Here is a 17115-nt window from a genome sequence, read left to right as displayed (position 1 = left end):
AGCGGTTTCGGTTAGCCGAAACGACCGGAAATATAATCTTGTGTTTGCTGTTTCTGAGGATCCATAAACATTTTTTTAGTATCGCTTACTTCAATCAGTTCCCCTTGAAGGAAAAAAGCAGTTCGGTCTGCAATTCGCGATGCCTGTTGAAGATTATGTGTCACCGTAATCACAGTGTAATCATACCGTAATTGCAACAAAGTTTCTTCAATCACATGACTAGAAACTGGGTCAAGCGCGCTGGTCGGCTCATCTAGTAATAAAACATCCGGTGAAACGGCCAGGACTCTTGCGATACAAACACGTTGCTGCTGTCCACCGGATAAAGCCAGTGCATTTTTGTGCAAGTCATCCTTCACTTCATCCCAAATGGCCGCCTGACGTAAACTACGTTCAACCGCTTCATCAAGAACTTGTTTATCACGCACGCCGGCCAATCGCAATCCATAAATCACATTCTCATAAATTGAAAATGGAAACGGGTTAGGTTGTTGAAAAACCATGCCAACCTCCTTACGAAGAGCCACGATATCTGTATCCGGCGCATAAACATTTTGATTCTTAAACATCACGTTACCCGTAATGGTCACGTCATCAATCAAATCATTCATTCGGTTTAAACAACGCAGAAAAGTTGATTTACCACATCCTGAGGGGCCAATGAGCGCAGTAATCCCTTTTTCTTGGAAATCGAGGTTGATTCCTTTTAACGCTTCCTTTTTCCCGTAGAACAAGTGTAAGTTATCCGTAGACATTATCGGTAGTGCCATTACACTGAGCCTCCCCATTTTAACCAAAGTTACCTGAAATATAGTCATTTGTGATTGCGACTTTGGGACGGGTAAAAATTTTGCGGGCTTCGTCGTATTCCAGCACCTTACCGAGGTGAAAGAAAGCGGTATAGTCGCTAATTCGCGCGGCCTGCTGCATATTGTGCGTCACAATAATGATGGTATATTTTTCCTTAAGCTGTAGCAACGTGTCTTCAATCTGTGAAGTGGCAACGGGATCCAGTGCACTAGCCGGTTCATCCAGCAAAAGAATGTCGGGTTCCATCGCGATGGCACGGGCAATACATAATCGTTGTTGCTGTCCACCGGATAAAGCAAGTGCGCTTTGATGAAGTTCATCTTTGACCTGATCCCACATAGCAGCTTGGCGTAACGATGTTTCTACGATTTCATCGAGGCGCTGTTTGTTCCTGACACCGCGTTGTTTCAAAGCAAAGGTAATATTATCGTAAATGGATTTGGCAAACGGATTTGGCCGCTGAAACACCATCCCGATATGACGACGCATTTCATAAACATCAATTTGATTACTATTAATGTCCAAATCACGGTAACGAATTTCGCCCTCTACTCTTGCTATTCCGTCATTCATGCGATTAAGCGAGCGTAAAAAAGTGGATTTACCAGACCCGGATGCACCAATAAGAGCAGTAATTTTATAGCGTTCAAATTGTAAGTCACCCTCTGTTAGTGCTTCGTTATCACCATAAAACACGTGCAAGTTATGTGTGGATAATGCAATTTCATGCGTTGCTTCATCAAAATGATAAATATTACGTAATGGTGCATCTGCCGATGCATTGATCTTTTCGCTCATACTCAGACTCCCTTCGTACGTGTTTTAGTTGGTTGCGGACGTTAATCGATGATATAAGCGACGACCAAGCCAGCGCGCCAAGAAGTTAAATAACAGTACTGCTAGAACCAGAACGGCCGAAGAACCTGCGGAAACTGCACTCGCGTCCGGCATAATGCCTTCCGAATTGATTTTCCAAATGTGTACCGCCAAAGTTTCGGCCGGACGCATCGGGTTTAGCGGACTCGAAATATTGAATGGGTTCCAGTCGCCAAAGTTTAGTGCTGGTGCCGACTGTCCTGATGTGTAAATCAAAGCAGCCGCCTCACCGAATACACGGCCAGCACTGAGAATAACACCAGTCAGGATGCTGGGAACTGCCGCGGGCAAGATAACGTGGGTAACTGTCTCCCAGCGTGACAACCCCAAAGCCAATCCAGCTTCCCGTTGAAGATTAGGAATGGCAGCTAACGAACCTTCAATGCTTCGGGTCAGCAACGGGAGGTTGAAAAACGTCAAGGCCAAGGCACCTGATAAAATTGAAAAGCCCATTTTCATGTGGACAACGAAGAGTAAGAAACCAAACAGACCAACCACTACTGATGGCAAGGAACTCAGAATTTCAATAGCCGTCCGAATAATCGTTGTCAGCCAGTTTTGTTTGGCATATTCGTTGAGGTAAATACCGGCCCCAAGTGCAATTGGAAACGAGATCAACATAGCCAAAAGTAATAAATAGAATGAATTAAATAATTGAATGCCAATCCCTCCGCCGGCCGTAAAGGCCTTCGCAGGTGTTGTCAAAAATTGCCACGTCAGTTTGGGAAAGCCTGAAATCAAAATGTATCCAAGTAGAAAAGCTAGAATTAAGATGACCGAACCCGCAATGGCGTAAAACACTGCTGTTGCAATTTTGTCTGCCGTTTTTGCATTCATTAGCGGAGTTCCCCTTTCCGTCCAATAATCCGAATGATGACGTTAAAGAACAAAGACATGATCAACAGAACTAATGCTAATGACCACAAAGCATTGTTTTGCAAGCTGCCCATAACCGTGTTACCGATTCCTTCCGTCAAGACAGAAGTCAACGTGGAGGATGGTGAAACTAAGTTATGCGGTAGCAATGTCGCGTTACCAACTACCATCTGAACAGCAAGTGCCTCACCAAACGCCCGGGCCATTCCAAAAACAATCGCCGTTAAAATACCAGGTGTCGCCGCACGGAGAACTACCTTATGGATTGTTTGCCAGCGAGTAGCGCCTAGTGCTAAAGAAGCTTCCCTGTAATAACGCGGTACTGACTTGAGTGTATCAGCCGTCATCGAGGTAACAGTAGGCAAAATCATTACGAATAGGACAAAAGTCCCTGATAGAATCCCAAAACCACTGCCGCCAAACACGTGGCGGACAAATGGGACAACGACTGACAACCCGATAAATCCGTAAACAACTGAGGGAATTCCTACCAGCAGTTCAGTAACAGGCTGCAAAATCTTGGCCCCGTTGCGCGGGGCAATTTCATTCATAAACACCGCCGTTCCAATAGCAAATGGTGTCGCCACTAGCGCCGACAACAACGTAATTAAAAACGATCCAACAATCATTGGCAACGCGCCGACTTCGGGCCTTCCATTAGCACCTTTGACAGACGGATCCCATGTTTTCCCGCTTAAAAAATCCCACACGTTGATGTGATTTTGGAAGAATGTCGCTAACCCCTTAGCAGCCACAAACCAAAAGATAGCAATCACAACCACCAGAATTAAAATTAGCGCTAGGAAACTGATAAAGCGGCCTCGTCGTTCACTGCGCGTCGCCTGCGATGTTTGTTGCAACTTCTCTTTTATCTTATCCATGCCGTTTGCTCTCCTTCATTCCTAACTAACGAATCACCGTAACCCGACCTTTTACATCTCGTTCTACATGCATTTGAGAAATACTGATATAACCTAACTGTCGTACTAGTGTTGACTGAATTTTTGGTGATTCAATGTAGTTTAAAAATGATTTTGCGACGCCTGTAGGACGACCATTCGTATACATATGTTCGTACGACCAAACTTGCCACTTGTTAGACGTGACGTTTTGATTTGTCGGCGCCACACCATTGATTGCCACCTTTTGAACTGTTTTATTAGCGTAAGAAAACGCGACATAACTAATGGCCCCAGGTGTTGTGCTGACAATGGATCTCACCATACCAGATGAATCCTGCTCTTGTGCTGTTTTCACGCGGTGCCCGCGTAACGCCCATTTTTCAAACGTCGCCCGCGTACCAGATCCTTGGGCTCGGTTCACAATCGTAATTGGGACATTTTTGCCACCAAGTTCTCGCCAGTTTGTATACGTACCATCGAAAACCTTTTGTAATTGCGCTGTTGTTAACGTTTTTAGCCCAACTTCCTTATTGATAATCGGAACAATGCCAACAACGGCAACACGATGGTCAACTAGATTATGTGAATGAATGCCTGACTGCTCTTCGGCGAAAACGTCCGAGTTACCAATTGCGACAGCTCCCTCTTGGATTTGACTCAATCCGGTTCCTGAACCACCACCCTGAACATTAATAAAAACGCCGAGATGATCACCACTGAATTGTTCACCAGCTGCTTCAACCAGTGGTTGCAACGCGGTAGATCCCACCGTTGTAATTGAGCCGCCTGCTGAAGAACGGTTACGTGTTTGGTAACCAAGTCCCAATAGTCCGCCAACGGCAATCAAGAACAAGGCCACACCTGCAATGCGTCGTTTGTTCATGTTGTTCCTCCTAAGATGCCAAACTTCGGCATCACTCTTTTAAACGTGCATCTGTCGCCCAGAAGTCTGCGCATCACGCTTTTGGATATACTCAGTGTATCGAATTGATGTAAAGGACTCTTGGTCAGTATGTAAAGGTTGTGTAAAGACGTTTACAAAAACAGCGTTTGCCCCAGCATCAGTCTTTTTCAATGACTGTATGCTAGCGCAAACGCTGTTTTCAAATGATTATTTAATGCTAGTTATTTAGGAAAACTAATTGTCATGGTCGTCCCGACATCTAGCTGACTCTTAACGCTTACTTCCCCCTTTAATAGGGTCGCCAACTCCTGGGCAATCGCCAATCCCAGGCCAGTACCCGGAACACGTTGTTTTGTCCGGGATGGATCCCCTCGGTAAAAGCGTTCAAAAATTCGGCCTTGTTGTTCTTCTGCGATACCATAGCCAGTGTCCTGAACACTGAGTTGCCACCCATGCAGAGAAGTTGCGGTAAACATAATGTGAATCTCACCACCGGGACGATTATATTTAACTGCATTAGAGATCAAATTCTTAATGATTTGTTCTAACTTGGTAACATCTGTCTCTACCATTGTTTCTTCTGGAGCCTGATTAGTGACCTTTAAAGCACTTCGCTGAATAGACTGAGCTTGTAACGTTAGCTGTCGATCAACTAGCTTGTGCAAATCAACTTTAGTTAACGTGGCTGTCTGGCTCACAGGATTCTGTAAACGTGACACAGATAAAACATCTTCAATTAAGTCCATCAATTGATGAGCTTGTTCGTCAATAATTTTAAGAAACTCATCCCGCTTTTCTGGATCATCTTTAGCTCCCGCCAACAATGTTTCCGTAAAACCGGCAATGGCTGTTAACGGCGTTTTCAACTCATGTGAGGCATTGGAAACGAAATCTAACTGCATCTGCTCGATTTGAGTGACTTCCGTAAGATCGTACAGCAAAACGAGCACTTGCTGATGATTCGGCCGCGGTTCCGTATAGATGGTTGAAACCTCAAGTGTTCTAGGCGATGTTGGTAAGTGTAACGTCAATGTTTGCCTTATATTATTGTGATCGCGCATTGTCGTTTCAATTTGAGTCATTAAGTCATACTGCCGCACATCTGTCGTATACAAATGTGCTTGCGGGTCCGTATTGATTTCTAGCAACTGCGCTGCCATCGGATTCAATAATTGTGTCATCCGATGCCGATCAATCACAATAACACCCACTGGTAAATACTCAAGTAAATTATCGAGTTCATTTTCCTGACGTTGGAAAACGTGGCTCTGATGACGTAATTCGTCAGCAGCCATGTTGATTGCCTGGGCCAAATCGGCATAAGCATGATTGTCGGGTAAAATAATCCGTCGTGCATCCTTGGGAGAGCTCAACCGTAAGACTTGCGTTGTCAAATCACTGACCACACGTTGCTGGTTGGCAATTAACCATGCAATAATAAATGTTTCTAAAACCATTGCGCCAAAAACAGTGACCACGACGACCATTTTTAAACGTGATTCTGAAACGTGACCAATAACGCCGATTAGCAAAAACAATAGTCCTAAATTGACGACACCTGCAATAAATATTAAACGTCTGCCTAAAGTTCTCATACGCTATTCACCAAATTGATAGCCGAAGCCACGAACAGTTTTTAAATACTGTGGATGTTTGGGATCGGGTTCAATCTTTTCCCGCAGATGACTGACATGCATATCGACCATGCGACTATCACCTGCGTAGTTGAACCCCCAAACACCATTCAATAACGTATCGCGATCCAACACTCTGCCCTGCCGTTCAGCAAAATAATCTAACAGTTCAAATTCTTTGGGCGTCAATGCAATCGGCTTGTCATCCCGTTTGACCTGCAAACGGTCTTCATCAATAGTTAACGCGCCAACTTGAACCAGTCGATCAGGTTCTTTCTGAGTGACCGCTGTCCGCTCACTACGGCGCGTGACCGCCTTAATACGCGCCAACACTTCGCGTGGTGAAAATGGCTTGGTAATATAATCATCCGCGCCAATTTCGAGACCAAACACCCGGTCAAATTCTTCACCCTTGGCCGTGACGATAACAATCGGTGTTTGAATACCATCTCGACGAACCTGTTTTGTCACTTCAATACCATCTAACTCTGGCAACATTAAATCTAGTAGCACACAAAAGTAACCGCCTTCGCGAATCTTTGCTAAGGCTTTTGGACCATCTGTGGCAATCTCGACCGCATATCCTGCTTGTTCGAGATTGTACTGTAGCAACGTTACAATACTCGGTTCATCATCGACCACCAGAACTCGTTTCATGGCTATTTCCTCTCCAAATTCTCAATGTCTGCGTCAAATGTCAGGTGCAGTATATCATATTAAACTTTGAAGTCGTCTCACAAACACGACGTTTGACAGGCATCACAACAAACGCGTTTGCATTCCGTCTAATCAGGATTTTTCTGTTTCAGATTCCATTGTAAATAAGCATCGATAAATGGATCAAGATCGCCATCGAGCACCGCTTGGGCGTTACCCGTTTCATAATCTGTTCGGTGATCCTTCACCATCGTGTAAGGCTGGAAAACGTAAGAGCGAATTTGTGATCCCCAACCAATTTCAAGTTGAGTCCCCTCCAGCTTTGCCTTTTCTTCGGCCTTTTTTTGCTCCTCACGTTCATATAACTTGGCCTTTAACATGGCCATTGCAGTGGCCTTGTTTTGAAACTGAGACCGCTGCGCCTGTGAGGAAACAACAATCCCTGTGGGAATATGGATCAAACGCACGGCTGACGACGTCTTATTAATGTGCTGACCACCAGCACCACTTGAACGGAAAACTTCCATCTTGATATCGTCAGGATTCAGATCAACCTGAACGGAATCATCCAATTCTGGCATAACGTCAACACTAACAAACGAGGTGTGTCGCCGACCGGCTGAATCAAATGGTGAGATCCGCACAAATCGATGAACGCCTTTTTCACTCCGTAAATAGCCATATGCATTTGTTCCACTAATGAGCAATGTTGCGCTGTTTAAGCCGGCAGTGTCACCTGCTTGGTAGTCGACAATATCGACATTGAATTGATGTTGTTCAGCCCACCGTGTGTACATCCGCATGAGGTTTTGGCCCCAATCTTGTGATTCCGTACCACCAGCACCGGGATGAATTTCTAAAATGGCATTATTACCATCATATGGCTGATCCAATAGCTGTGTCAGCCGGTATGACTGCAACTTTTTGGCAGTGATGGCCATTTCTTCATCTAACTGAGCTGCCATTTCAGGATCATCGTCTTCTTCCAATAACTCAATCGTCACTGCAAGGTCCTCTACAGCCTGGTCGAGCTCCATAAATGTGTCGTGCTTTGCCTTTAGTGCATTGTTGTCGTCAATAACTTGTTGGGCGGCCACGTTATCATTCCAAAAATCTGGTTCAGCCATTCGTGCCTCGTTTTCAGCAATGCTTTGGTTCAAGACATCGAGGTCAAAGTGACCCCCTAAAGTTCGTGATTTGTTGTTGCATATCGGCCAAACGTTGGCGTGCATCTGCTAATTCCATATGCTCACTCCTTATCTTTGTGTAATTAATGAATGAAGGACTGTCATACCTGTAAACAAGGTGAGACAGTCCTTCTAAGTGTTGTTAATTATTACCGTTCCATATTTTGACGAATTTCACTCTTCATGAACAGACGGGTTGCGTCGTATTCAATATCGGAAATCATTTCTTCAAACATGGTAAACGCATTACTTTGATATTCAATCAACGGGTTCAACTGACCATAACCACGTAATTGAATGGACTGCCGTAGTTGATCCAACGTATCAATGTGATCTGTCCAGTGAGAGTCCACACAACGCAACACAACCACCTTTTCAAATTCGAGCATTTGACTAGGATCATAAAGTTGCTTTTGCTTGTCCTTGTAAACAGTTTCGGCTTGATCCATTAGATATGACTTGATTTCATCAGCAGACTTACCTTTTAAATCATCCTCTGAAATCGCATCATCATTAACCATTGCTGAACGGGCAAAGTCGACAATACTGTCAAGTTCCCACTTCTTTTGGTCACCATTAGTATGCATGTCAACAATCCGGTTAACCGTTCGTTCAATCATCGGCATGATCACCCACTTAAGATCATCAGGCTCATTGATAACTAATTGCCGTTGCTTATAAATAACTTCACGTTGCTCACGCATAACATCATCATATTGCAGAACATTTTTACGTGAGTCGTAGTTGTTCCCTTCAACACGTTTCTGGGCTGATTCAACCTGACGTGTAATGAGTCGACTCTTAATTACCGCGTCGTCATCTTCCACATTCATCCGTTGCAAGATAGCCTTAACTCGATCTGAACCGAACCGTAACATTAAGTCATCTTCCAGTGACAGATAGAATTGTGAAAAACCAGGGTCACCTTGACGACCGGAACGGCCACGAAGCTGATTATCAATCCGTCGTGACTCATGACGTTCAGTCCCAATAACGGCTAGTCCGCCAACTTCCTTAACACCAGGTCCGAGCTTGATATCCGTTCCACGACCGGCCATGTTGGTAGCAATCGTTACGGCACCCTTTTGACCAGCATTCATGATAATTTCGGCTTCACGCGCGTGATTTTTAGCATTCAAAACATTATGGGGAATGCCCAACTGATCCAATTGATGTGACAAGTATTCAGAAGTTTCAACGGCCACCGTCCCAATTAACATGGGTTGACCCTTTTTGTGAAGCTTAACAATCTCGTTAATAACCGCGTTAAACTTACTCTTCAAACTTGGGTACAGTAAATCAGGCTCATCCTTACGAATAACCGGCCGGTTGGTTGGAATTGAAATAACTTCCATGTTGTAAATCTCACGGAATTCTTCCTGTTCCGTCTTGGCTGTCCCGGTCATCCCTGAAAGTTTGTTATACATCCGGAATAAGTTCTGATACGTGATGTTGGCCATTGTCTTGGTTTCTTCTTGAATGTCCACATGCTCTTTAGCTTCCAGAGCCTGATGCAAACCATCTGAGAAACGACGGCCTTCCATAATTCGACCAGTAAATGAATCCACGATCTGAACTTCGCCGTCTTGAACCACATAGTCCTTGTTGTTAAACATGATGTAGTTAGCACGTAAAGCTTGATCCAAATGGTGAGTTAAAGCTGTGTTTTCGGTGTCGTACAGATTATCCAAGCCGAAGTATTCTTCTGCTTTACGGTTTCCTTCATCCGTTAACGAAACCGTCTTGGATTCCAGGTCAACCTTATAATCACTCTTTTCACGCAGCGTTTTAGCAAACCGATCAGCACGTTCGTACAAATTCGTATTACCAGCTGAACCACCTGAAATAATCAATGGCGTCCGTGACTCATCAATCAAAATGGAGTCAACTTCATCAATGATGGCGAAGTTTAAGCCACGTTGCACTTGGTCCTCTTTGTAAACAACCATGTTGTCACGCAAATAATCGAACCCAATTTCACCATTGGTTGAATAGGTAATATCAGCATTGTAGGCTTCCCGCTTTTCTTCAGCTGACTTCTCAGAGCCGTTAATCCCAACGCTCAGACCAAGCCAGTTATACAGTTCACCCATTTCAGTAGCATCACGTTCTGACAGGTATTCGTTAACCGTAACAACGTGAACACCATCACCAGTCAAGGCGTTAAGGTAAACCGGCATGGTTGCCGTCAACGTCTTCCCTTCACCGGTTTTCATTTCAGCAATATCCCCATTATGGAGCACGATGCCCCCCATAATTTGAACGCGGAATGGGAACAAACCTAAAACACGTTTGGCCCCTTCACGTGCTACCGCAAATGCTTCAGGTAATAAGTCATCAAGACTTTCACCCTTTTTGTAACGTTCTTTAAATTCAGGCGTCTTAGCCTGTAAATCTTCATCACTTAATTTTGCGTATTCATCTTCGTAAGCCATCACCTTATCGGCTGTGTGACCTAAACGCGTAACTTTCCGGGCATCAGATTCAACCCAGCGTTTTAATACATTTGGCATGTTGTAACTTTATCCTTCCCTAAAAACGCGTTAAACGTTGCAACTAGTGCAGTCTATCAGGTATTCATTCTATCATTTAAGTTTCTCATTGCAAACACATTCAGCTCAAACCAATCAGAAAAAAGCCAAACAAAACCCACCGTTGCGGATACTGTCCATAACGGTGGGTAAGGTAAAACAAAATTAAGTTATTCGATGATTGTGACGGTACTAGTCGTTTGAACCAGCTTGAAGTAAACCATAACGACCGTCATTACGACGATAGACAACATTTACTTCATCCGTCTCTGCGTCCTGGTAAATGAAGAAGTCGTGTCCCAATAGATCCATCTGAAGAATTGCTTCTTCATTGTCCATTGGTTTCAACTGCAAACTCTTGGTCCGTACAACATCAAACCGTGTTTCTGGCTGAGTTGGTGTTGCCTCTTCATCTGGACGGAAGTCTAAGCCCTTGTAGCCCTTTTCACGGGACTTCCGGTTAACCTTTGTCTTGTACTTCCGAATTTGACGCTCTAGTCGATCTGACATGGTATCAATACTCTTGTACAAGTCATCAGAAGTTTCCTCTGCCCGTAATGTTAAGTAAGGCAATGGAATGGTGACTTCCGCTTTAGCGGTCTTGTTGGGATAAACGCGCAAGTTTGCATGCGCAATGGCGCTAACATTTGGCTCTAGGTAACGACCAATCTTAGTCACCTTTTTATCTACGTAGTCCCTGAGTGCATCGGTTACAGAGATGTTTTCTCCACGAGTTTGTACATCTAACATAAAACTTCGCTCCCTTCCGAACTAAGTTCCCGCTATGCGGGGGCTTTTAGATTCACATGTGGACGACGCCATCCAAACATGAATTGATTTCGATAGGACCACTCTATCTCTATCTGTAGTTTCATTATAACCAACCCGCTTCAAACTCTCAACGGATATCCCTCTTAAAGACTGTCATCTTGCTAATGTAAACCCTATCATTGAAGCGACTTCAACCGTTTGCAACGCCTGTGCTGCAAAGTGTAGCGTTCGGCCAGTCGTATAGACATCATCAAAGATTAAAATTTTATTGCCGTGCAATTTTTCTGCATAGTTCGGATCAATTACGAACGGTTGGGTACGATCCATTCGGTCTTTTCGTCCTTGCTTGGATTGCTGCTGTTTGTCACGTGTCACCACTTTAAGTGCAGGATAAACAACCGGAGAATGGCGATTTTTCCCAACCAATTGCAATAACTCAGCTGTTTGATTAAACCCGCGGTGGTCAAACGTTGTGTCTGACACTGGTACTGGTATCACAACATCAACTTGAGCCGCCTCAATTGCCAGTTGTACAACATGCTGGAAAGCCTTTGCTAATCTCAAATCACCATTGAATTTATACTGATGCATGTAGTCATGCATGGCCGGCGTGTATTGAAATAAACCACGGTTTTTGATCTTCAATGTATTCGGCATTAAATGCCAGCGTTGGCAATCTTGACAAATCTCCTGATTTTCCTGATTTCGTCCACATTGAGGACACGCTTTTGATTCACGAATAACAGTAAAAGTAGCCTTACAATTTTCACAAATAACATCGTCCGTCACTTTTCGCCAGCTTAATAACTCACGAATAGTCAGGGTCTTAGATAACATCTTTTGACACATCAAACATGACGCCATTCCGGTAACCGCCTTCCCTTTTGGTTCACAACTTGAATCTGACGGATTGCCCGTCGCAGCGTAAGCGTTGTTTGTTCAATCCAATAAATTACTTTCCCATCCGGTGCGGCAGCGTTTCTGCCTGCTCGACCGGCAATCTGTACTAATGCGGCCGTGGAAAACACCGCATCATCAGCGCCCAGCACCAATACATCAATGTCCGGAAACGTCACTCCCCGTTCTAAAATGGTGGTTGTCACTAAAAAATCCACCTTCTTTTGACGCATTGCAGCCACTTTTTCAACCCGTTCTCCATCTGCCGCATGAACAGTGACAAACGACGCTCTGGGTGCAAAATGTCCAATAGCTGCCGCAACATCTGGTAATTGTGCCACATGCGGAACAAACAACAAAAAACGTTTGTGCTGACGCAGACGGGTTGTAACCGCAACCTGCAGGCCTGCCGGTAATCGTCCACGTTGCAATTTCTCACGCCAGTGCCACGCTCCTCGACATTGAATTTCAGGAAGCAGATGACCATGAAATCGTAACGGCAAGTAACTCATTGTTAATTGCCGCCTAGTCACTGCGTGCATCAGTTCAGTCCCCGGTGTGGCCGTTAGGTATAGGCAAGCACCATTAGGTTTAATGGCTTGATCGACGGCAAACATTAATTGTTTGTTTTGTGCAAACGGAAAGGCATCGACTTCATCAACCACCAAAACATCAAAAGCATGATAAAATCGAAGCAGTTGATGCGTCGTACACACAGTAAACTGGCAGTATCGGTAAGGTTCGGTTTGCTGACCATGGAGCAAAATCATCGGCGTGTTTTTAAATGCTTGTTGAAACCGTGGGAATAATTCAATACACACGTCTACTCGCGGTGAGGCAACCGCCACCCGGTCACCGCGTTTTAGCGCGTCTGCCAATCCCAAAAACAGCATCTCAGTTTTGCCTGCTCCCGTGACCGCCCATAATAAGTGGCGCTGACGTTTGACGAAGACGTTTTGAACATCCTGCGCACAAATTTGTTGTAATCGCGTCAGTGATCCCGCCCACGTCAGTGTGTTCGTTTGTGGCGGAAATGCATTGGGCTCAGGAATTGTCAACAATGATTGTCGACTCGTAATTCGCCCCAGGGCCAAGCAACCTGGGCAATAGTAACCGCCTGCTGGCAAAGCCACATGAACTTTTTCAAGTTGCTGATGGCATCGTTCACAACGAACCCACCGGCCACTGATCGTCATTGCAGGTCGCGACACGATTCGCGGATCTGTTGGTTCAAAAGTCGGCGGCAATTGTGTAGCCGTTAATTGACGGCCAAATAAGTCTTCATTCATCGTTCATCCCCGCCTTTTAATTATTATCCCGTTCATAATCTTACATACGTATTTTCAAACGGATTTATTTGTTGGAGGACAAAAATGTCAGAATTTCCTTTCCTTTCCCTTGCCACCGCTCACGAAGCTGAACAAACCATTAAAAAATCGCGTTTTATCGGTTATGCTGCGCCAATCACAACCGAAACCGATGCAACAAACATTCTGGATCAAGTCCAGGCACAACACGCTAAGGCTAATCACGCAGCCTACGCTTACGTAGCTGGCGATCACGATGAATTAACTCGCCAAAGCGACGCTGGTGAACCTGTCGGGACGGCCGGATCACCGATTCTAAATGTCATCCAGCAGCAACATCTGCATAACGTCATTATTGTCGTCACCCGCTTCTTTGGCGGCATCAAGCTGGGTGCTGGCGGCCTCATTCGTGCGTATGGCAGTTCCGCTAGTTTAGCTATTCTAGATGCTTCAATCGTCGAGCGGAAAGCTTTAACACGATATGAGATCACCTTGGACTACAAACAGGCCGAACCGCTAAATACTTGGTTGGCTGATCGCGTCGACCAAATTGTTGGAACCGACTACGGCGTTGCTGTCACAATTACGGTTCTTGTTGGTACTGATAATATTCAGTTTGTCACTGAATTAACGAGTAAAACAAACGGTCAAGCACAACTCAAGAAAATCGACGAAGAATTCGCAGAAATTCCTTATGCTGTGTCCAAATAATGCCCGTAAGACCTCGATTAAAATACATTTAACGACCAAAAACGTTCTCACTTTGCAATCTATGCAGAGTAAGAACGTTTTTAATCTCTAAAAATATACTTTTTAATTCACTTTTCTAAGCACCTTTGTGCATATTGCCATTCACATCACGGCTGACATGCATACTCGTCAGCGGGATGTAGCCAAGCTTTTTAACGAGGTGCTTTTGAATACCATCGCTCGTCATAAACTTAATAAAGGTCTTTGTGGCAAGGCTACCCTTACCTTTAGTGTACATGTGTTCATATGACCAGATTTTCCAGTGGTTATCAGCAACATTCGCGTCGGTTGGCTTAACGTGGTCGATACTGAGTGCTTGCATGTCCGGCTTAATGTATGAAAAGGCGAGATAGCTAATGGCTCCGGGAGTCGTTTTAACAATCTTTTGAACAGTCCCATTAGAGTCTTGTTCTTGACTCTGAGCAGCTTGTTGACCATCAAGCCCGAATTTTTCAAACGTGGCACGTGTACCTGATCCCTTAGCCCGATTAATGATGACAATTTTTTCATCCTTGCCACCAACTGCTTTCCAGTTGTCGATCTTACCGGTAAAAATATCCTTCAACTGTTGTTTGGTCACATTCTTCACATTCGTATCAGGATTTACTACTGGCGCCATCCCAACTACTGCCACACGATGGTCGACCATTCCAGCGGTATTAAGACCTTTTTGCTCTTCAGCAAACAGATCAGAATTACCAATGTTAACTGCGCCTTTGGATACCTGACCTAGTCCGGCACCTGAACCGCCGCCTTGTACATTAATGGTGACGCCTGAATGATCATCCTGAAATGTTTGTCCCGCCTGTTCTACTAAAGGCTGGAGTGCAGTAGATCCAACCGCGACAACCTTGCCAGAAATCTTCTTATCGGCACTCGCAACGTTGGCATGCTTAGCCGACTGACAGCCTGCCAAGGTAAATACCAAGCTCAATCCTAGGACGCTCACTAAAGCTGCTTTTTTCATGATATAACCCCCACATTTTTTGAGTAACAACCTGCCTTACCCGTTGAATAAAGCATAGCGAATCAACGTAAAAGCCTCATGTATGTGTTGTATAGGTTGTGTAAAGCTTGCGTAACGAGCATCGACACATGTGCCAATAAAAAAAAGATCCTATTCAAATTTCGAATAAGATCTTCATAAAACAAAATTTAGTTAATTACTGTTTCAAATGGTAGTTATACGTGGAGACAATGATGTTTTCACGCGAATTCAGCACTGAGCGCAAACGTAAACTCGTTTGGTTATGCAGAATATTTTGCCACGGTCGTTTAGGTACGAACTGTGGTACCAATACCGTAGTACTGTAGTTTCGCTCAGCCGCACGTTTGGCAATAACATCACAGAACCTTAGCACAGGCCCAGAAACAGACCGGTAGGATGAATGGATATCCACAAACCGGACATTCGGGAAGTCGCGCTTAAATTCAGTCACCGTCTCACGTTCCTTACCCGGGTTCTGGTCAAAAGAAACGTGCATTGCAATGACATAATCACCAATGGACTCAGCGTAATCAATCGCGCTCTTAGTCACTCGCGTGACGTTTGAAACCAGCACGATGACAGTCGCCCCATCATAGTGGTGTGGCTTCGTCTCAACGTTAGCCGCAACCCGCAACTGCTCAGCGACCGTCATGTAATGTGAATGAATCTTGTGGAACATCCACATTAACAACGCCATCACGATTGGGTAAGGCCAAACGTTACTAAACCGAGTAACAAACAGGAAGATGGCAATGGCAGCTGAGATAAAGGCACCGACAAAGTTGATAAATGCTTTTCCTTGCCAGAAGCCCTCACGTTCACGCCGCCAATGAATAATCATCCCTGATTGTGATAGGGCAAACGGCACGAACACACCAACCGCATACAGTGGAATCAATAGTGTTGTTTGCGCATGGAAAATCACAATTAGTGCAATGGCACCCGCTGCTAACGTAATAATCCCGTTTGAATAACCCAACCGGTCACCACGGTCCATGTAAGCATGTGGTAAGTTTTTATCCTTAGCCAAGTTAAAGGCTAAGATTGGGAAGGCTGAGAACCCGGTATTGGCCGCAACCGCCAAAATCATGGCCGTGGACGTTTGGAACAGGTAATACAGTAACCCATGACCGAAGACGGTAACACCAATCTGAGACAGCACCGTTTGAGTCGCCATTGGCTTAATTCCCAACCAGTAGTTGATGAACGTAATACCGCCAAAGAAGAACGCCAAAATTGTGGCCATGATAGCCAGCGTTCCAGCGGCATTCTTTGTTTTCGGTTTCTTGAAGTTTGGCACCGCATTACTAATGGCTTCAACACCAGTCAACGATGATGACCCAGAACTAAAGGCCTTGATGAATAGTAATACCGTCATTCCTTTAACCGGCGCCCCAACAGCAGCCGTGGCGTGATAAACAATGCGACCTGTGGCAATATTAAAAATCCCCACAGAGATCATTAACAGAATCATCACGACGAAGAAATACACCGGCACGGTCAGGAAGTTTGCTGATTCGCTCATTCCACGCAGGTTGAGCGCCATAACAAACAACACAATCACAATGGAAATCCCAACTTGATGATTGTACAAGGCTGGAATTGCCGACGTAATCGCTTCAGTCCCTGACGTTACAGAAACCGCCACGGTTAACATATAGTCAACCAGTAACGATCCACCAGCAACTAATCCAGCAGGCCGGCCCCAGTTTTTAGTAGCAACCACATAGGCCCCACCACCCGAAGGATACGCATGAATAATCTGTTGATACGATAACGTAATCGCCAACAGTAAAATGAGCACAATCCCGGCAATTGGCAGGGAGAACCAGATTGCCGCAGCGGATAAGGTTACCAACACTGTGGTAATCTGTTCAGTCCCATACGCCACTGAGGAAAGTGCATCTGATGAAAGCAAGGCCAACGCCTTAAATTTGGTTAGCGATTGTCCGCCTTCATCTAAAGTTTTTAGCGGCTTACCAATTAATAGTCGCTTCAAATAGCGCCACATATTGAAACTCCTTT

Annotated in this window: 15 protein-coding genes; 1 reads left to right on the top strand and 14 read right to left on the bottom strand. The window is 44.8% G+C overall.

Annotation, left to right across the window (positions count from 1 at the left end):
* Window positions 1-11: 11 nt before the first annotated feature.
* From pstB (LDK34_RS03375) to LDK34_RS03320, 12 genes are all read right to left on the bottom strand, one after another.
* Entirely contained in the window at window positions 12-770 is a 759-nt protein-coding gene (pstB, locus tag LDK34_RS03375; RefSeq protein WP_161001603.1) for a phosphate ABC transporter ATP-binding protein PstB, read from the bottom strand.
* Window positions 771-789: 19 nt separating this feature from the next.
* Window positions 790-1608, bottom strand: coding sequence for a phosphate ABC transporter ATP-binding protein PstB (pstB, locus tag LDK34_RS03370; protein ID WP_225439110.1), 819 nt, complete (start codon window positions 1606-1608; stop codon window positions 790-792).
* A 24-nt stretch (window positions 1609-1632) separates the two neighbouring features.
* Window positions 1633-2523, bottom strand: a complete 891-nt coding sequence (gene pstA / locus LDK34_RS03365; RefSeq protein WP_017262156.1) for a phosphate ABC transporter permease PstA — start codon at window positions 2521-2523, stop codon at window positions 1633-1635.
* Window positions 2523-3443, bottom strand: a complete 921-nt coding sequence (pstC, locus tag LDK34_RS03360) for a phosphate ABC transporter permease subunit PstC (RefSeq protein WP_178942920.1) — start codon at window positions 3441-3443, stop codon at window positions 2523-2525. The genes pstA and pstC overlap by 1 nt, the downstream gene beginning before the upstream one ends.
* 25 nt (window positions 3444-3468) lie before the next feature.
* Window positions 3469-4347 carry a phosphate ABC transporter substrate-binding protein PstS family protein gene (locus LDK34_RS03355; protein ID WP_178942921.1) on the bottom strand — a complete coding sequence of 293 codons (879 nt, stop codon included), beginning with the start codon at window positions 4345-4347 and terminating at the stop codon, window positions 3469-3471.
* A gap of 242 nt (window positions 4348-4589) precedes the next feature.
* Window positions 4590-5963, bottom strand: a complete 1374-nt coding sequence (locus LDK34_RS03350; protein ID WP_178942922.1) for a sensor histidine kinase — start codon at window positions 5961-5963, stop codon at window positions 4590-4592.
* A gap of 3 nt (window positions 5964-5966) precedes the next feature.
* Window positions 5967-6659, bottom strand: a complete 693-nt coding sequence (locus LDK34_RS03345; protein WP_178942923.1) for a response regulator transcription factor — start codon at window positions 6657-6659, stop codon at window positions 5967-5969.
* Between the two features lie 128 nt (window positions 6660-6787).
* Window positions 6788-7904 (bottom strand): peptide chain release factor 2 gene (gene prfB, locus LDK34_RS03340; RefSeq protein WP_178942924.1). Its coding sequence is split into 2 segments (ribosomal slippage): window positions 6788-7831 and window positions 7833-7904, totalling 1116 coding nucleotides; the frame shifts between segments, so codons are not numbered across the junction.
* 91 nt (window positions 7905-7995) lie between these two features.
* Window positions 7996-10359 (bottom strand): preprotein translocase subunit SecA, encoded by a 2364-nt coding sequence (secA, locus tag LDK34_RS03335; RefSeq protein ID WP_178942925.1) that lies wholly within the window; start codon window positions 10357-10359, stop codon window positions 7996-7998.
* A 210-nt stretch (window positions 10360-10569) separates the two neighbouring features.
* Window positions 10570-11127, bottom strand: a complete 558-nt coding sequence (gene hpf, locus LDK34_RS03330) for a ribosome hibernation-promoting factor, HPF/YfiA family (RefSeq protein WP_017262149.1) — start codon at window positions 11125-11127, stop codon at window positions 10570-10572.
* Between the two features lie 174 nt (window positions 11128-11301).
* A complete protein-coding gene (locus LDK34_RS03325; protein WP_178942926.1) occupies window positions 11302-12012 on the bottom strand; it encodes a ComFC family protein in 711 nt (236 codons plus the stop codon).
* Window positions 11997-13334: an ATP-dependent helicase ComFA gene (locus tag LDK34_RS03320; RefSeq protein WP_178942927.1), complete on the bottom strand. Its 1338-nt coding sequence runs from the start codon at window positions 13332-13334 to the stop codon at window positions 11997-11999. The genes LDK34_RS03325 and LDK34_RS03320 overlap by 16 nt, the downstream gene beginning before the upstream one ends.
* Before the next feature lie 84 nt (window positions 13335-13418).
* Between LDK34_RS03320 and LDK34_RS03315 the strand changes: the two genes are divergently transcribed.
* Window positions 13419-14063, top strand: coding sequence for a YigZ family protein (locus LDK34_RS03315; RefSeq protein ID WP_178942928.1), 645 nt, complete (start codon window positions 13419-13421; stop codon window positions 14061-14063).
* Window positions 14064-14178: 115 nt separating this feature from the next.
* Here the strand turns inward: LDK34_RS03315 and LDK34_RS03310 are convergent, their stop codons facing one another.
* Together LDK34_RS03310 and LDK34_RS03305 are read right to left on the bottom strand one after the other, a co-directional pair.
* Entirely contained in the window at window positions 14179-15069 is an 891-nt protein-coding gene (locus tag LDK34_RS03310) for a phosphate ABC transporter substrate-binding protein PstS family protein (RefSeq protein ID WP_178942929.1), read from the bottom strand.
* Between the two features lie 196 nt (window positions 15070-15265).
* Complete coding sequence (locus tag LDK34_RS03305; RefSeq protein ID WP_161001591.1) at window positions 15266-17101, bottom strand: APC family permease; 1836 nt, start codon at window positions 17099-17101, stop codon at window positions 15266-15268.
* Window positions 17102-17115: the final 14 nt, after the last annotated feature.

The organism is Furfurilactobacillus milii, assembly GCF_021654115.1.
Taxonomy (GTDB): domain Bacteria; phylum Bacillota; class Bacilli; order Lactobacillales; family Lactobacillaceae; genus Furfurilactobacillus; species Furfurilactobacillus milii.
This window is presented reverse-complemented; position numbering and strand designations above follow the sequence as displayed.